Here is a 17539-nt window from a genome sequence, read left to right on the forward strand (position 1 = left end):
CAAGTCTAAAATCACTAAACGTGGCGGGCGAAGACATAATGAAAGACGGCATCATGCTGCTAAACCTTCAAATGGCAGGCTTACTTATAGGTGGAATTGTGTGGGGCATACTGGGAGATAAAAAAGGCCGGTTGTCTGTTTTATTTGGATCTATTTTAATTTATTCACTTGCAAATATTGGCAATGGATTCGTCAATTCTGTTGGCGCTTACGCTGTGCTGCGTTTTGTAGCCGGCTTTGGTTTGGCAGGTGAACTTGGGGCAGGAATTACTTTGGTAACTGAAGTACTCCCTAAACGCATTCGAGGTTACGGAACTACTCTAGTCGCCACGATGGGAGTTTTTGGAGCATTGCTGGCTTATACTGTTTCTTACTTTTTTGACTGGAGAGCTTCCTACTTTATTGGTGGGGGACTTGGATTGATATTATTGGTACTAAGAATGAGGGTTTTTGAGTCAGGCATTTTTACCGAGTTGAAGGAAAAGAATGTACGGCGGGGTGACATACTGATGCTTTTCAATAATAAGAAGCGCTTTATTAAATACCTTACCAGTATAGTTATCGGTATGCCCATCTGGTTGATTATGGGAGTGATCATTACATTTTCGCCCGAGTTTGGAAAAGCAATAGGTCTGGACGCCCCGGTCGATGCAGGTAAAGCGGTATTATTTGCCTTCATGGGTCAAGTGCTTGGTAATATCGTTAGCGGCTCATTGAGCCAGTACTTTAATAACAGAAAAAAAGTGATGCTTTTATTCATGTTATCCTCATGCATGTTTGTTCTTATCCTTTTCCTTGCACCTGTTACAAGTATTACAATGCTCTATATTTTGTGTGCTTGCCTTGGTTTTACCTGTGGCTATTGGACTCTTTTTATTACTGTTGCCGCCGAGTTGTTTGGATCGAACCTTAGGGCTACGGTTGCAACTACAGTACCTAATTTCGTGAGAGCAACTGTCATTCCTTTGACAGCTCTCTTTGTATTTCTTAAAACTTCCGCTGGTACCATTAAAAGTGTACTAATAGTAGCTGCCATAACTTATGCTCTGGCGTTATTAGCCCTGTATTTTCTCGAAGAAACTTTTAAGAAAGACTTAGATTATGTTGAAGAATAATTGAGGCAAGACAATTCTGATGAGTAAAAAAACAACATGTAAGTCTTGTGGTGTTTTCGGCAGCTATTGTACAGTGTTCTATTCCTTTAAAAACTTCTGCAACAATTACAACAATAGAATAATTATTCGTAGAATAAACTTTCATGTTGCCGCCTCCTTAAACACTTTAAATACTTAAAAGGAGATTTTAATTAGACAAATAACGGAACCATTAGAAATAAAAAAGCCCTCATATAGAGGGCTTTTTTATTAAGTATAAATATTCTTATGTCATTATCATTTATTCTTCTGCAACCTGGAAGGTCACATACTGAATTGCCTGATAAATTACATTTCTACCGTTTTGAACTGCAGGCTCCCATTTAGGACCCTTTTTAATAACCTTTACAGCCTCAGGTCCGCAGCTTGGACATGTCTTCGGAACTTCAATTGCTTGCACGTTACTAATCCCGCCTTCTTTATCAACAATGAACTGAACTTTTACTGTATAATTACCGGCAGGTGCACCGTCATCCGCAGCAACGTTGGCATTCAGGTTTCTTTCAAGGTATCTTTTCCAACCATCCATACCACCTGGAAACTTGGCTTCCTTCTCTACTTTGGTAAATACCTTATCATAATCCTCTTCCACCTTTTTAGGCGCTTCTACCACACCAGTACCTTTTTCTTCAACCGGAGGCGCCACAAAACCTTCGTCTTTTTTACCTTCCTGGTTAATGGTACCAATCTTAGTCTCTTCTAATTTTTCTTGTGGAGGAGGGGGTTCTTTAACTTCCTCATCCTTTACAATTTTAGGAGGAGTGAACTTTGTAATTTCCACTTTTGGTGGCTCAGGTTTAGGTGGTGGAGGCGGAGGTGGAGGTTCTGGTTTCTTCTCCTCCTTCTTAATATCCTCTAGCTGAACATCCTGCACAATTATCTTGTTTTTGTCCTTATCACCATCACTCCCGAATAACTGGGTAAGAAAGACCAGCAAACATACAGCCGCCATAATAACCATTGCAGTTATTATACGTTTATTATATGTCTTTCTAAGCTCATAAGCACCATAGTCCTTATTCTTCCCCTCGAAAATAATGTCGAGAATGTCTGCGTTAAGAATTTTGTTAACTTCCATTGTTTGTCTCTTTAAAAGTATATATTGTAAATTAACTTATTTCCCCCGGGTATCAGAAATATTTACCAATTGCCCTTCTACATCTGAAATATCTACCAGGGCATAACGCTTAATATCATTAATAGTCATCTCGTCTAATGCATCCACTACATCTTTATATGTAGATTCATCAGAAGCCTTAATTACAACCATTAAATCCTCTTCTGGTGTACTTCTCTTTTTTCGAATGATCTCATCTCTTATCTGCTTCATTGTACTACTCTTCATGTTAGAAGCAGATGGATCAAGTTGCCCTTCGTAGTAGTACACGTTATTATTCTTTCCAAGTAACATTGTAAACGCGCCACTCTCTTTCAATTTATTTTGCTCCTCTGGCTTATCGGTATCTTTCGGCAAGTTTAACTTCATTGCCGTCGGCTGACTCATTGTTGTAGTAAATATGAAAAAGGTGATAAGCAGGAACCCAAGATCCACCATGGGCGTCAGATCTACTCTTGTTGATGCTTTTTTTGCTTTCTTGACGCCGGGGCCTTTTTTATGACCGCCACCGCCCGAAGTATCCATTTCTGCCATTGTGCAAGTTTTTATTTGATTAATAAATTCTGTCTACTCAGTAGTAGCCACTTCTCCTTTCATATACTTTCTCCAAAGATCTGTTCCGTTAGGTACGCTCTCTGGATTAGTGATCATTTGAAACTTGAACTGATCGCTTTTCTTAAAAGATGTAACAATATTTTTGAAAATTGGATATTTCACAATATTGTCTCCCTTTACTATCAGGTTCATCTTTGTACCTGTACTCGAGTGCGCTGTAACAATGGCATTCATCCATGTTGTTAACTCATTGTGGGCAGTATCCTGAACAGGTATTCCTGGCAAGGCGGCGCCAGTTAATTTATCTGACGGTATTTGCAAAGCAGATTTAATTTGAGAAATCGGAGTTCCGTAAAAACTGGCCTTTTTAAAAAGCGCAATATCGGAAGGCGAAAGGCCAGCACCAGCAGCTGAGTTAAGCTGACTAGCCAATTCAGCTTTCACATCTTCGTTATCAAGCGAAACGAAAACTTTACCATCTTTTGTTACAGAAACCAACGTTACATCTTTCTCAGGTGCTATTTTAGAAGATACTGAACTCGGAGTTGCTACCTCCACCGCTTCAGCAGCTTTAAATTTGGTTGTAAGAATGAAAAAAGATAGCAAGAGGAAAGCCACGTCACACATTGCCGTCATATCAACAGAAGTACTTTTTCGGGCTATTTTGGGTCTTGACATTTTTTAAAATTTAGTTCAATTATACTTAGATGCCTGTTTTGGCATTTTCCACAAAAAATTTCAACTATTTATAGTTGGCAGCAAAACTCTGCGTTAATGTGAAACCAGACTCGTCAATACCGTAAGTAATACCATCAATTCTTGTAGTAAACACGTTGTACATAATGATAGCTATAGCAGAAGTACCAATACCTAGTGCCGTATTATACAATGCCTCAGAAATACCTTGAGAAAGTTTTTGAGCAGCTTCACCACCACCGCTTTCACCAAGGGCAGAGAAAGACTTGATCATACCTACCACAGTACCTAATAAACCCAAAAGCGTAGCAACAGATGCAATCGTTGAAAGAAATACAAGATTTTTCTCGAGCATTGGTAATTCCAGCGCTGTAGCCTCTTCCACCTCTTTTTGAATATTAAGCACTTTTTGATCCGTGTCTAATTCAGTATTCGCAATCATTTCTTTGTACTTGCGAAGACCTGCTTTCATTACATTTCCTACAGAACCTTTTTGTCTGTCACATTCTGCTATCGCTTTATCTACATCTTTGTTGGCAAGATTAAATTGCACTTTCCTGATAAACTCAGCGATATTGCCTTTTCCTGTTGCTCTTGTAACTGTTAAAAATCTTTCAATACAAAATGTTATTACTATCAGCATGCAACCAATTAAAATAGGAACGATAATGCCGCCTTCGTACATCCGCGAAATGTTTCCTTTTGGTCCCTGATGATCAGGCCAAAATCCACCAGCTTTATCAGGAGCTGTAAAATTCGCATCAGCGCCGATCACATAACGCCATAAAACATAACCTAAAATAATACATGCTAAAGGGGCAATCCATGAAATTGAATTTCCCGACTTTCTTGGTTGAACTGATGTTGCGCTTTTTACTGTTGCAGTTGGTTTAGTTTCCGCCATGATACAATTTTTTGTGTTTAAGAATTTGTTTGAGAAATTAAATAAAGATTTGTTCTACAATTCTAGTGAAAATAATAATCTAAAGATAAAAGGATAGTGCAAATATTTTTATCAATTAGTCAAAAATAAAAAATCCGCACTGTTTTCCATCTTTTAATAAAGGTTTATCAGCAAGCTGTACAGCAAGTTTCAGGCCACTGCATTTAATTAAAACATCTATAGATTTATAAACATTCGAATAAGAAATCTAGGGCAATATTTATTTTTTACACTCCGGCATTTTAACTATTTGCCAATTGTGAGTTCCTTTAACTTCATGCCTACTAAACAGAAATAGTTATATGAAGAAACTTGTATTATTGTTACTTATTCCATGCTTGTCATTAAGCGTTTCTGCGCAACGGAGAAAACCTCCCACTCCTACGCCAACCACTCCTCCCACTTCTACACCTCCACCGTTGGCCACCACTCAAGCTCCGGCAGGTTTATTTGGAGGCGCCAGAACCGGACCAAAACCTTACAAAGATGTAATAACCGATAAAGCAGTGTCTCAAAAAGGTTTGTTTACTGTTCACAGAGTCGATGACAAATACTTTTTTGAAATACCTGACACCGTAATGAATCGTGAGATTATGGCTGTTACAAGGTTCATTAGAGTGCCTGCAAATAAAGGTGTGGGAAGAGCTACTTACGGTGGCGAATTAACAAACCAGCAAACAGTTGCTTTTGAAAGAGGCCCCAGTAATAATGTTTTTATGAGAGTTATTACTTTAGTAAATGTAGCCGATAGTGGAAATGCTATTTATAAGGCCGTTTCTAATTCAAACCTCAATGCTATTGCTGCCGCGTTTCCGGTTGCAGCCTATACCAAAGACTCAGCAAGTGTTGTAATAGATGTTACCGAATTTTTTAAAGGCGACAACCAGGTGGTAAGCGTAAGCCCCTCGGCAAAGAGAAGCTTCAACCTTTCTTCTATTGCATCTGATAGATCTTACATTCAGAACATTAGTTCTTTTCCTATCAACACTGAAATCCGGACTGTAAAAACGTTTAATTCTTCACCTTCTTTAGGAGGCTTTTCTCCAACCCCGTCTTCAACTATTCCTGCTGCAACCGCTGCGGGTGCAGTTACTATCGAATTAAACACATCGATGATATTGCTACCGAGAATACCAATGTCGGTACGCTATTCCGATCGTAGAGTTGGTTTCTTCTCTGAAGACTTTACCAGTTTTAGTGACGTTCAACAAAGAGTTGAAAGCAACAAATTTGCTGTACGATGGAGGATGGAACCTAAAGACGAGGACCTTGAAAAATGGAAACAAGGTCAACTGGTTGAACCCAAAAAACCCATTATATATTATATAGACCCTGCCACACCAAAAAAATGGAGAAATGCGCTTATACAAGGCATTGACGATTGGCAGGCAGCATTTGAAAAAGCGGGTTTTAAAAATGCCATTATGGGTAAAGAATGGCCCGATACCGCATCTGCAATGAGTATGGAAGATGCGCGCTATTCAGTTATCCGCTATTTCGCCTCGGACGTAGAAAACGCTTATGGCCCAAACATACACGATCCAAGAAGCGGAGAAATACTTGAGAGTCATATAGGATGGTACCACAACGTGATGAAACTGGTACACGACTGGTTCATGATACAGACCGCAGCAATAAATCCCAGAGCAAGAAAAATGAAATTTGATGACGATCTAATGGGGCAATTGATCCGGTTTGTATCCTCTCATGAGGTTGGACACACACTTGGTTTAATGCATAATATGGGAAATAGCAGCCGTACCCCGGTTGAAAAATTAAGAGATAAAGCATGGGTTGAGGCTAATGGACATACCGCTTCGATTATGGACTACGCCCGTTTTAATTACGTTGCTCAACCCGAAGACCATGTTTCAGAACAAGGGTTATTTCCTCGCATCGGTGAGTACGATAAATGGGCTATCAGATGGGGCTATGGGTACATTTCGGGCAACACTAAAGAAGAGCAAAAACTAGCAAGCAACAAGCTGGTTCTAAAAACGCTTTCCGAAAACCCGCGTACTTATTTTGGAACATATGAGTTAGGAAATTCAAATGACCCAAGAAATCAGAGCGAAGACCTGGGCGACAATGCTATGAAGGCAAGCACTTATGGAATTAAAAACCTAAAGTTCATTTTAAAGAACTTGCCCGAGTGGACGAAAGACGAGGTCGATCAAAATGAGAATATTGATGAAATGTATACCCAACTAGTTGGTCAATTTCGTCGGTACCTGGGACATGTAACTGCAAATGTTGGCGGTGTTTCTGAAACTATAAAAACCTCGGTACAAGATGAGCCGGTGTACGAAGTAATACCGAAATCTAAACAGCGCGAGGCTATTACTTTTCTTCAAAACCAGGTTCTTACAACGCCACGTTGGCTAATGTCAAAAAGCATTTGGGACCGGGTTAAAAATCCGGGAGAGACCGACCCTATTGCTACTGCGCAGGAAAGTGTATTAAATAATCTTTTAAGTACGTCAAGGCTATCGAGGTTACAAGAGTCAACCGAGCGCTTTGGATCGGTTAAAGCATACAGTGCAATGGAATTGTTTAACGATTTGCAAAAAGGCTTGTTTGTCGAATTAAAATCGAAAAAACCGATAGACAGCTACCGACGCCGGTTGCAAAAAAGCTATGTAGACAAGCTTAATAACATGATCAATCCCTCAACTTCTATGTCAGGATTTGTGATTTCTTTTGGTGGCCCTAGTGCCCTATCATCTGTTGACATTAGCCGCACCGATATTCCTTCCATTGCCCGGTCTCAAATGATGGATTTAAAAACTGAGGTTAATGCAGCAATCGCAGGAACAACAGATAAAATGAGTAGAATTCACTTACTGGATCTTAAAGAAAGAATTAAAGACGCACTTGATCCGAAAAAATAAGATAATTGAAGTAATAAAAAGTCCCGGTCAAAACTACCGGGATTTTCTATTATAAAGCCTTTTGTGTTTCAGCTACAGAAATTCTAATCAACATCGTTGTGTCACTCCCTTGTACAGCAAATTATAATTCAACTTTAATTTATGTTATCACACCCACCTTTCAAAAACCTATAAACCACAGCTTATTCATATCTCAGGGCGACTATAGGGTCAAGTTTAGAAGCTTTAATGGCTGGCCATAACCCTGCAGTCAAGCCCACAATGCTACAAATTATAATACCTGTTACAACCCATCCCCAAGGCACCACAAAGCCCGTTCCAACAGCCATTGCGAAGGCATTACCAACAAGTACTCCCAGCACAATTCCAAATACTGCACCAAGTAAACTAATGATAATAGACTCAAATAGAAATTGGTTCCTGATACTTTTCCTGGTGCCTCCAAGTGCCTTTATAAGACCTACTTCTTTTGTTCTTTCTGTAACAGCAACGAGCATTATGTTCATAAGACCAATTGCAGCTCCAATTAAGGTTATAAGGCCTATCGCACCTGCTGACCCTGATATGCTTGATAACAAGCTAATGAACGTTTCGGCAAGGCTATCACTTTTATCAATAAAAAAGTTATCGTTATCTTTTATATCCAACCTGCGAATCGCTCTTAAAGTTCCTGTCGCTTCCCCTATTGCAGGTTCTAGCTGTGTCAGGTCATCAACCATAACATTAATGGTATAAGATGTTCCGGCATTAGGTAAGCGACGTACGTTGTTATAGCTTGTAATTGCAACCTTATCCATCTGTAAGAAAGCACTGCTTCCTTTAGGCCTCAGTAATCCAACAACCCGGTATGGCAGATTCGCAATTCTTATTATTTTTTCAAGCGCAGCTTCAGGGTTGCTTGGAAATAATTTTTCGGCTATTTCGCTTCCCAGAAAACAAACACTTCTTCCTGTTTCTACATCCATGCGGCTAAAATTTCTACCGGCTTGCAGGGTATAACCATTAATCAATAAAAAATTTTCATCTCCGCCTCTGATTTGTACTTCTGGTGTTGTTTCTTTATTTCCATACTTCGCAACTACAGAGCTGGGGCCGTTTAGCTGAAGACCAATTATAGAAGGAAACTTGAAATGTTCTTTGAACATCTTAGCCTGCAAATAATCTATCTTCTTACCTACGTTCGAATTCTTATCCGGCCTGGCTCCTTTTTTAACTGCAGCAACGCTGCGCCTTCCGCCAATATTGATGTTCCTGTCTTTATACCTGATTGCAAAGGCATTTGCGCCCAAAGTTGAAAAGCTCTCCTTAATACTTTGGTTCATTGCCTGGATGGCGGTGATGATCCCTATTAAAGCCATTATTCCAAAAGCAATAATGGCAACTGTTATTCCCGTACGTAGTTTATTGCTTGTTACTGTTTTATAAGAAAGCACTAAAATATCTACCGTCTTCATAACCAAATATAAGGTAAAGTTGTAAGTGGCAGCAGGAAGTGGAAAGAGGAAACTTGCGGTTACGGATGGCCGCAAAACAGCACAGCAGGTTTGCGTTTAAAATCCACGGTAAACCGTTTTTAAAGAAATACAAATAGTACGAGAAAAATAATCTCCAAAAACTTGAATTTTTTGAATTTTTATTGAATCGCTAAAATAATATCATGAAACCTACCTGTTTTCCTTTGGAAAAGGACCTCCAATCTTGTAATATTAATAGTAGCAGGGATTTTTCTGTTATAAAAGCAACTGGGTTTTATACAACTCCAAAGGGAACGTGTGGAGACCGAGTTGCAGAGTGTCTTGGCGGTGTATATACTAAGCAGGTTGGACTTCTGTTTTGTATGTGGCTTCTACTTTTACAGGTGCTGGCCTATATACTTTTGGTTTTGCTTTAGGGTTTTGCATAGGTAGTGAGTGTTTAAGAAGACAGCTTTAACCTTTTAATATTACTTGTTATCTATGAAAAACTTATTAGTATTTTACCTATTTATTGACGTTCCGTTACTTCTGTTAGTATGGGCATTAAGATCTACGGCTATCAGTTCTAAAACATTGTATTATTATTGATACTTTATATTTTAATTTATCATCCGCTGATTTCTTCACTACGATTAGTGAGCAATAATAAAATCGAAAAATCTGAAATCTGGTACTGTTTTATCCCAGGATGGAATACGCGATTTTTTACTTTTCTTTTTTTCAACAAGTAAAAAAAAAAACAAAAGGAAAGGATTAGTGTCCTTTCCTTTTGTATCAACATTTCTTAACGAAAATTCTCCCTCGCTAATCTTAATTGAACATTTTGTTATACAAATAAATTCGCCGACGAAGGGGTGACGATGAACTGTAGAATTAAAAGCGAAAAAAAGTGAGTTTCAATTAACGGTATTTAAAAATAAAGAAAGCTAAGTAGTGCGTTTGGATAGACCCCTAAAACAACTATCAATGCAGCAACAAAAAGCAGCAGATATTTAAACCGTGCAGTAACCGGGGCGAGCACCACGTTTCCGTCTTTAAAATACATTGCCTGGATCACCTTAAAATAATAGTAAGCACTTACAGCGGCAAACAAAACTCCGATTATAACAAGCCCCAGGTATTTGCCTGTTTTAACCACCGCGGATAACATGTAAAACTTTGCGAAGAAACCCGCAGTCAATGGTATGCCGGCCAGCGATAACAGAAAGATGGCCAACAATGCGGCGATTAAAGGTTGTGATTTAGACAGACCGTTAAAGCCTTCAAGAGTCATATCATCCATTTTAGCCAGCACGGCAAAAATGCCAATAGTAGCGAGAGAGTAGGCGGCGGCATATAGAAGCAGACCTTCCTTAGCAGCATCATTAACCGCAAACAAAGAAAAAAGCATGAAACCTGCCTGCGCTATACTTGAGTAGGCTAACATTCTTTTAACGCTTTGCTGAAACACGGCGGTGAGGTTTCCAAATGCAAGGGTAAGTATGATAACAATGGCTATCAAACGATCGGTCTGGCTACCCATACTTCCTAGTCGGCCTTCAATAAGACGTATAAAAGCAGCAAAACCTGCAACCTTTACAACAGTAGCCATAAACGAGGTGATTACGGCAGGGGCGCCATCGTATACATCGGGCGTCCAAAAATGAAAAGGAGCTGCTGAGACTTTAAAACATAAAGCAATAAAAATAAGCACCATGCCTAACGCAGAAAGGTAAGACACTATACCGTTTTTAACTACATTTTCAAGCATGAAGGTTCCTCCTGATCCATATAACATTGCGATACCCATCAGCATTATTCCTGTAGAAAAAGAGCCCATCAAAAAATACTTTAGAGCTGCCTCATTTCCTTTGAGATTCTTTTTATCACTGCCCGTTAGTATGTATAGAGGAATTGAAAGAATTTCTATTCCAATAAATAGCATTAATAAATTGGTGTAAGAAGTAACTATACCAATACCGCATAATACAAAGAATATAAGCGCATGAGCTTCGGCTGTATTATTTCCTGCTTTCTCAATTTCCCTTCCGCTTAACATGACATAGATGAGAGTGGAAAAAATACAAATGCTATTGAATAGTAAGCCGAATTTATTAAAATGAAGAAAATTGGTTGTATTTATATTGAATAAGGAAGAACCTTGACTTTCAAAAATATTAAACACGAGTAACAGCAACAGTGCGGCAGATGAAATGTTTTTGTATGCAGAACGATTATGAATAAAAATGCCACTAAACATCATAACCACACCAAAGATTGCCGAAAGTATAATCGTATTCATAAATAAACCTAATCAGGTTGCTATTTTATTTGAGCTATAATTTTAGTAACAGTCTCGCTGGTTAAATTAATCATAGGCTGAGGATAAATGCCAAAGAACAAAACTACAGCAACCAATACAGCCAGCATTAACTGAGTATTGATCGGCACATTTAATACCACCCGGTCTTCATTGGCTACCTCCCCATAAAAAACTTTCTGAACCATCCACAGTGTGTATACGGCGGCAAGTATAATACTAATACATGCAACAGCCCCTAATACTATACTGTAATTGAAGACACTATTAAACATAAGAAACTCACCAACAAATGAGTTGGTTAAAGGCAAGGCTATGTTGGCAAATGACATGATAACGAACATAATTGCCAAGACAGGAGCTTTTTGAGCAAGTCCACCTAATTCACTAAACTTGCGGGTTCCTAATTGTTGCTCAATTACGTCTATCACTATCCAAAGGCCAATGATATTAATTCCATGAGCAAACATCTGGAATATCACGCCCTGAATACCCGATGCACTACCAGTGAACATACTTGCTGCCATTAAACCAATATGTGCTATTGACGAGTAGGCGACCAATCTCTTCATATCATCTTGCCTGATCGCGATTAAGCTTGCGTAAATCATTCCGGTAACCGCCAATATCATTACTATATCAGCCATTCTCTCTGACGCTCCCGGAAACATTGGTAACAACCACCTGATCACTGCAAAAACACCCATTTTAACCATGATGCCACTTAAAACCATAGTGACAGCAGTTGGCGCCTGTTCATAAGTATCGGGTTGCCAGGTATGAAAAGGGAATACAGGCATTTTAATAGCAAATGCAATAAAGAATAGCCAGAAAATAAAACTTTCTTCACCGTAGGTAAGGGCAAGATTATACAGAGAGCTGATGGCGAAGGAATGATCAGGTGTTTTAAAATAAACAAATAAAATACCTACAAGCATCAATAAGGAGCCAAGAAATGTATAAACAAAGAATTTAAATGTAACCGGTATCCTTTTTTCTCCACCCCACTTTGAACAAAGAAAATAGGCAGGAATAAGAGCAAGCTCCCAGAAAAAGTAAAACAAGAATAAATCCATTGCACAAAAAACCCCCATTAATCCAGCCTGGGTAAGCAGCATAAATCCATAAAAGGCATTAGGGCTTTTATACTTGTTATTATAAGTTGCAGCAAATATGATTGGAAAAGAAACAGCTGTTAGAAGGGTAAGAATTTTTCCCATTCCATCTAAAGAAACCGAAAAACGGCTGCCTAACATTGGTAGCCATGAAGCATCGGTAGAAAGAGAGTCTCCTGATTGAAAAAGGCTAATAAGGGAAACTGCAAGTGTTGCAACCGAACTGAGCAAAGCAAAAGCCTTTGCACTCCTTTCCTCTTTAAGAAAAAAAGAAATTAAGCCGGTTACTAAAGGAATTACAATCAATAAAACGGGGATCATACTTTATTTTTACCTGCAATTATTTTGAAAAATATTTAAGAACCGGATTCAGATTATTACCATAAAAAACAAGGATAATCATTAGAACCATACTTAAGACCATAAGAAGAATATAGTTTCCGACCTGTCCGCTTTGCATTAAACGCATCTGGCGCCCTGCATAGTTTACACCTCGTCCAACTCCATTTACGATGCCATCTATCCCGCTCTTCTCTATTACATTTTTTAGAAAACCTCCCAGCGCAACCAATGGATTAGCGATAACCTTATCGTAAAGCTCATCTACATACCATTTGTTCGCCAGCAACTTGCCGGCACCTTCGGCCTCAGCTATTTCGGGTTTTTTGCTAAACCTCGTCCATGCATAAATAATAGCTATAACAGCGAGGCCCACAGAAATGGCCATAAGCATATATTCGGTGCCGGTGTCTAAAGCATGGGCAGTCTCAGTAGATTTTACAATGACCGGGGAAAGAAAATGTTCGAGCGCATGAGCGTTATGAGCAAATGCTTCAGGAATACCAACGAAGCCACCAACGACACTTAACACCGCCAAAATTATCAACGGGATGGTCATAGCTGAAGGGCTTTCATGCAAGTGATGCTCCTGGTCGTGTGTACCTCTAAATCCACCGAGAAAAGTCATCACGTACAAACGAAACATATAGAAAGCTGTAAGACCAGCAGTGATCGCACCAATTAACCAGAGAACTTTATTATGTTCGTAAGCAGCAGCCAAAATCTCATCTTTACTAAAAAAGCCACTAAAAGGAGGAATACCTGCGATTGCCAGACAAGCCAGTAAAAAAGTGATATGAGTTATAGGCATGTACTTTTTCAGTCCCCCCATAGAACGGATATCCTGCTCATTACCCATTGCATGAATAACACTACCCGCACCAAGGAACAACAAGGCTTTAAAGAATGCATGGGTCATCACATGAAAAACAGCGCCCGTATAAGCACCAACTCCCAAGCCTAAAAACATATATCCTAATTGGCTTACTGTAGAGTACGCCAGCACTTTCTTAATATCGTTTTGCTTAAGTGCAATAGTAGCAGCAAGGAAAGCTGTAGCCAGGCCAACAACAGCAACAACAGTCATAGTTGTAGGAGCCATCGTATACAAAACATTGCTACGAACAATCATGTAAATACCCGCTGTAACCATGGTGGCGGCATGTATTAATGCAGATACAGGAGTCGGACCTGCCATCGCATCGGGCAACCAGGTGTACAAAGGTATTTGAGCACTTTTACCCATAGCGCCAACAAACAACAACATCGTAATGGCTGTTACATCAAACGTACTGAAGGTGGAGGCCCTTGCAAAAACATCACCATAAGAGACAGTTCCTAATTTTGCAAGTATCCAAAACACCGCAAGTAAAAACCCTACATCACCAATCCGGTTCATCACAAAAGCTTTGCGAGCCGCATAGTTGTAATTGTTGTTTTTAAACCAAAACCCAATTAATAAATATGAACAAAGACCAACTCCTTCCCATCCAATAAACATAATAACGTAGTTAGCGCCAAGCACCAACAACAACATGGAGAAAACAAACAAGTTAAGGTAAGCGAAGTATCTGCCATAGTGTTGCGGCTCTTCGTTATGCATGTACGATGTAGAATACACATGAATAAGAAAACCTACACCCGTAATTATCAGGAGAAACAAAGAAGAAAGCTGGTCAACCTGGAATGCAAACGGGATATTAAAAGATTGAACCTTTATAAAGTCAAACAGATGAATCACCTGAGGCTGAAAACCTTCTTGCTTCACCTGGAAAAAGATACCAAGGCTTACCGCAAAAGAAGCCAGTATAACAGCGCTTCCTATTAAACCAATCAATGATTTAGATAAAGACTTACGGCCTAAACCATTAATAAGAAAACCTATCAAAGGAAACAATGGTACCAGGTAAACAAATTTGCTCATAAGAAACCCCCTCCCAACCTCTCCCCCAGGGGAAGAGTTAAGAATTTAATTTTATTTGATTGGATGTCTAATTCTTTAATCTATTCAGAAAGTTTACATCAACTGAATGTGTATTTCTATACACCATTACTATAATAGATAGCCCCACGCACACCTCAGCAGCGGCAACAACCATAATAAAAAATACGAATAACTGCCCGTCAATTCCTACAGTTGAAGCAGGATCTTTTGCCATTGCTACTCCGTTATGCATTTTCGAAAATGCTACAAGCAACAGGTTAACGGCATTCAACATCAACTCCACACACATAAAAATGATGATTGCATTTCTACGCGTCAATACTCCAACCACCCCGATACAAAACAAAACAATAGAAAGTACTATATAATATGTTATTGGCATACCCCAAACCCCTAAAGAGGCTTTATTTAAGCTCTAAATTCCTGAAGGGACTTAAAACTGGTTTATTAATCAAATACCTTTTATTACCATTATCAAAAGACTCTCTCCTCACTTTACGGCCGGGGCTAATCCTTTTTTCCTATCACCACTGCACCTACCATCGCAGACAAAAACAGCACACTGCTTATTTCAAACGGAATGACATAATCCTTAAACAAAGCCATCCCCAGGTTTTTAATCAACCCTATATTTCCTACTTTAACCAGCGCTTTTGCGTTTTGTACTTCCCCGGCATCTCTGATCACGTCAATCATTATCAACATTAAACATCCGCCCGCAATAGTGCCTGCCACTTTAAACCGGCTATTTTTCTGTGGTTCAGAGTCGCTATTCAAATTCATTAACATCACCACAAACAGGAACAATACCATAATGGCCCCTGCATATACAATAAGGTTAACGATCGCAAGAAATTGAGCATTCAATAAAACATAATGACCTGAAATGGCGAAAAATACAATGATAAGCCACAAGATACTGTGAACAGGATTTTTACTTATCAAGACCATAGTAGCACTTACGAGTGCAAGGGCAGAAAGGAACCAGAATAGAATTTCAGTTGTACTCATTAGTTGCAGTTAGTAAAGGGTTATTGTGTTGCCGGTGCTCTTTCCCCTTTAGCCTTTTCATATTCTTCAGGTTGCGTAAGCGGGTTAGGTATCAGCAAGTCTTCTTTACCATATATAAATCCTTTGCGTTGGTAGTTGGCCGGTGCAAATGTTTCACTTAAATAAATCGCATCCTTTGGGCACGCTTCTTCGCACAACCCACAAAAAATACAGCGCAGCATATTAATCTCATATTTTGCTGCGTATCGCTCTTCGCGATATAAATTTTCTTCTCCTCTTTCCCGTTCAGCCGCCTCCATAGTGATGGCTTCTGCCGGACAAGCCAAGGCACAAAGACCACATGCGGTACATTTCTCACGTCCTTCTTCATCGCGGTTTAAAACCTGCAAGCCCCGAAATACTTTAGCGAAAGGACGCGTTTGCTCGGGATAACTAATGGTGGGAACTTTTTTGAAAATATGACTAAACGTAATGGCCATCCCTTTAAAAATCTCAGGAAGATATAACCTTTCTAAAAAGGTCATCGGTTTACGTTCTACTTGTTTTACTTTTTTTGTTAACGGTTCCATATATGTAAAGCTTCCAGCACTCAAGCTTAAGCTCTTTCCTTTAAAGGTTTGCAAAAATATTTTTCTACCACTAACCCACCAACTTTATTTACCCATACGGTTACTAAACATACTTTTCGCATCTTTTTGGTTGGCAGTCATTAATCTTTTGTCCGCATCGTTGTGTCACTCACTTGTACCTGTATCTCTTTATTCATCGCCCTCGCCTCATTAGCATTACCACAGATGAACGAAATGCGACGCAACTATCATCAATCTGAGTTGCTTTGTTGTATCTATGAAATATTAAGGTAGCTGTCCAATGTTTTCAAAATGCAGCATCTTCTGATCTTCAGACACCTCATTACCCTTGTCTCCATAATATAACAGCCCCGGTGATAAACATATTAACCAAAGCCAGCGGAATTAAAGATTTCCACCCAAGATTCATCAACTGGTCATACCTAAAACGGGGCAAAGTCCAGCGAACCCACATAAAAATAAAAATCAGGATGAAGGTTTTACCGAACAAAGCAACAAAACCAATGATGGCAGCAACATTTACAGACAAATTTGCTTCATTTACAAAAGGCATATCGTAACCACCAAAGTAAAGGGTGGCCATAATTACGCTGCTAATAAACATATTAATGTACTCGGCAAACAAGTAGAAACCCAGCTTCATACTTGAATACTCCTGGTGGTACCCAAAGTTCAATTCGTTCTCGGCCTCGGGCAAATCAAAAGGCGCCCGGTTGCATTCAGCAAAAGCGCAAATAATAAAAATAAGAAATCCGATAGGCTGATAAACAATGTTCCACCACGACCCTTCTATTTGCTGTTCAGCAATTGTCTTAAGACTAAGAGAACCACTCAGCATCAACAGGGCGATCATTGAAAGCCCCATAGCAAGTTCGTAGCTGATAACTTGTGATGCTCCCCGCATTGCAGCCATTAAAGAAAACTTGTTATTGCTCGCCCAACCTCCAATCATAATGCCGTACACACCGGTACTAACAACGCCAAAAATGTACAGGATACCAATATTAATGTCAGCGATCTGCAGGTTTACAATGCGGTCGATACCAAACATATTAATATGAATCTGGTTGCCCCAGGGAATAACAGCACTGGTCATCATCGCCGTCAACATAGCCAGGCAAGGACCTAAAATAAACAATGTTTTATTCGAGGTATTGGGTATAATCTCTTCCTTAAAGAAAAGTTTACCACCATCAGAAAGAGGTTGCAGTAGTCCAAAAGGACCTGCACGATTAGGGCCTTTACGATCTTGTAATATCGCGGCAACTTTACGCTCTCCCCATGTAGAGTACATCGCAATTACCAACGAAGCAGTAATAATTGCACCAATAAGTGCGAGTTTTTCAAACAGTAAAGCCCAGTCAATTTGTAAAAGCAACATTTTTTATAACTTTATTTAGAAGCCAATA

Annotated in this window: 14 protein-coding genes; 2 read left to right on the forward strand and 12 right to left on the reverse strand. The window is 39.3% G+C overall.

The window, feature by feature from the left end; all coding sequences use genetic code 11:
* Positions 1 to 1115: MFS transporter (locus JWR87_RS00800; protein ID WP_297814620.1), on the forward strand; the 1115-nt coding region annotated here is incomplete at its 5' end.
* A 280-nt stretch (positions 1116 to 1395) separates the two neighbouring features.
* On the opposite strand, the gene JWR87_RS00805 is transcribed toward JWR87_RS00800, so the two are convergent.
* The 4 genes from JWR87_RS00805 to JWR87_RS00820 form a co-directional block, all read right to left on the reverse strand.
* Positions 1396 to 2232 (reverse strand): energy transducer TonB, encoded by an 837-nt coding sequence (locus JWR87_RS00805; protein ID WP_297814622.1) that lies wholly within the window; start codon positions 2230 to 2232, stop codon positions 1396 to 1398.
* A 36-nt stretch (positions 2233 to 2268) separates the two neighbouring features.
* Positions 2269 to 2805, reverse strand: a complete 537-nt coding sequence (locus tag JWR87_RS00810) for a biopolymer transporter ExbD (protein ID WP_297814624.1) — start codon at positions 2803 to 2805, stop codon at positions 2269 to 2271.
* 33 nt (positions 2806 to 2838) lie between these two features.
* Entirely contained in the window at positions 2839 to 3504 is a 666-nt protein-coding gene (locus JWR87_RS00815; protein WP_297814626.1) for a biopolymer transporter ExbD, read from the reverse strand.
* Between the two features lie 64 nt (positions 3505 to 3568).
* The gene (locus JWR87_RS00820; RefSeq protein WP_297814628.1) at positions 3569 to 4426 is read right to left on the reverse strand and encodes a MotA/TolQ/ExbB proton channel family protein; all 858 of its coding nucleotides are present in this window, start codon (positions 4424 to 4426) and stop codon (positions 3569 to 3571) included.
* 341 nt (positions 4427 to 4767) lie between these two features.
* Here JWR87_RS00820 and JWR87_RS00825 point away from each other — a divergent pair, with 341 nt between their 5' ends.
* A complete protein-coding gene (locus JWR87_RS00825) occupies positions 4768 to 7356 on the forward strand; it encodes a zinc-dependent metalloprotease (RefSeq protein ID WP_297814630.1) in 2589 nt (862 codons plus the stop codon).
* Between the two features lie 182 nt (positions 7357 to 7538).
* On the opposite strand, the gene JWR87_RS00830 is transcribed toward JWR87_RS00825, so the two are convergent.
* The 8 genes from JWR87_RS00830 to nuoH form a co-directional block, all read right to left on the reverse strand.
* On the reverse strand, positions 7539 to 8810 hold the full coding sequence (locus JWR87_RS00830) for an ABC transporter permease (protein WP_297814632.1): 1272 nt from the start codon (positions 8808 to 8810) through the stop codon (positions 7539 to 7541).
* A 931-nt stretch (positions 8811 to 9741) separates the two neighbouring features.
* Complete coding sequence (locus JWR87_RS00835) at positions 9742 to 11112, reverse strand: NADH-quinone oxidoreductase subunit N (RefSeq protein ID WP_297814634.1); 1371 nt, start codon at positions 11110 to 11112, stop codon at positions 9742 to 9744.
* A gap of 20 nt (positions 11113 to 11132) precedes the next feature.
* Positions 11133 to 12566, reverse strand: a complete 1434-nt coding sequence (locus JWR87_RS00840) for an NADH-quinone oxidoreductase subunit M (protein ID WP_297814636.1) — start codon at positions 12564 to 12566, stop codon at positions 11133 to 11135.
* Positions 12567 to 12585: 19 nt separating this feature from the next.
* A complete protein-coding gene (nuoL, locus tag JWR87_RS00845) occupies positions 12586 to 14508 on the reverse strand; it encodes an NADH-quinone oxidoreductase subunit L (protein ID WP_297814638.1) in 1923 nt (640 codons plus the stop codon).
* A 67-nt stretch (positions 14509 to 14575) separates the two neighbouring features.
* A complete protein-coding gene (gene nuoK / locus JWR87_RS00850) occupies positions 14576 to 14911 on the reverse strand; it encodes an NADH-quinone oxidoreductase subunit NuoK (protein WP_297814640.1) in 336 nt (111 codons plus the stop codon).
* Between the two features lie 125 nt (positions 14912 to 15036).
* Positions 15037 to 15540 (reverse strand): NADH-quinone oxidoreductase subunit J, encoded by a 504-nt coding sequence (locus JWR87_RS00855; protein ID WP_297814642.1) that lies wholly within the window; start codon positions 15538 to 15540, stop codon positions 15037 to 15039.
* 20 nt (positions 15541 to 15560) lie between these two features.
* Complete coding sequence (locus tag JWR87_RS00860; RefSeq protein ID WP_297814644.1) at positions 15561 to 16109, reverse strand: NADH-quinone oxidoreductase subunit I; 549 nt, start codon at positions 16107 to 16109, stop codon at positions 15561 to 15563.
* Between the two features lie 343 nt (positions 16110 to 16452).
* Positions 16453 to 17511, reverse strand: a complete 1059-nt coding sequence (gene nuoH, locus JWR87_RS00865) for an NADH-quinone oxidoreductase subunit NuoH (protein ID WP_297814645.1) — start codon at positions 17509 to 17511, stop codon at positions 16453 to 16455.
* Positions 17512 to 17539: the final 28 nt, after the last annotated feature.

Source organism: Segetibacter sp., assembly GCF_025963695.1.
Classification (GTDB): Bacteria; Bacteroidota; Bacteroidia; order Chitinophagales; family Chitinophagaceae; genus Segetibacter.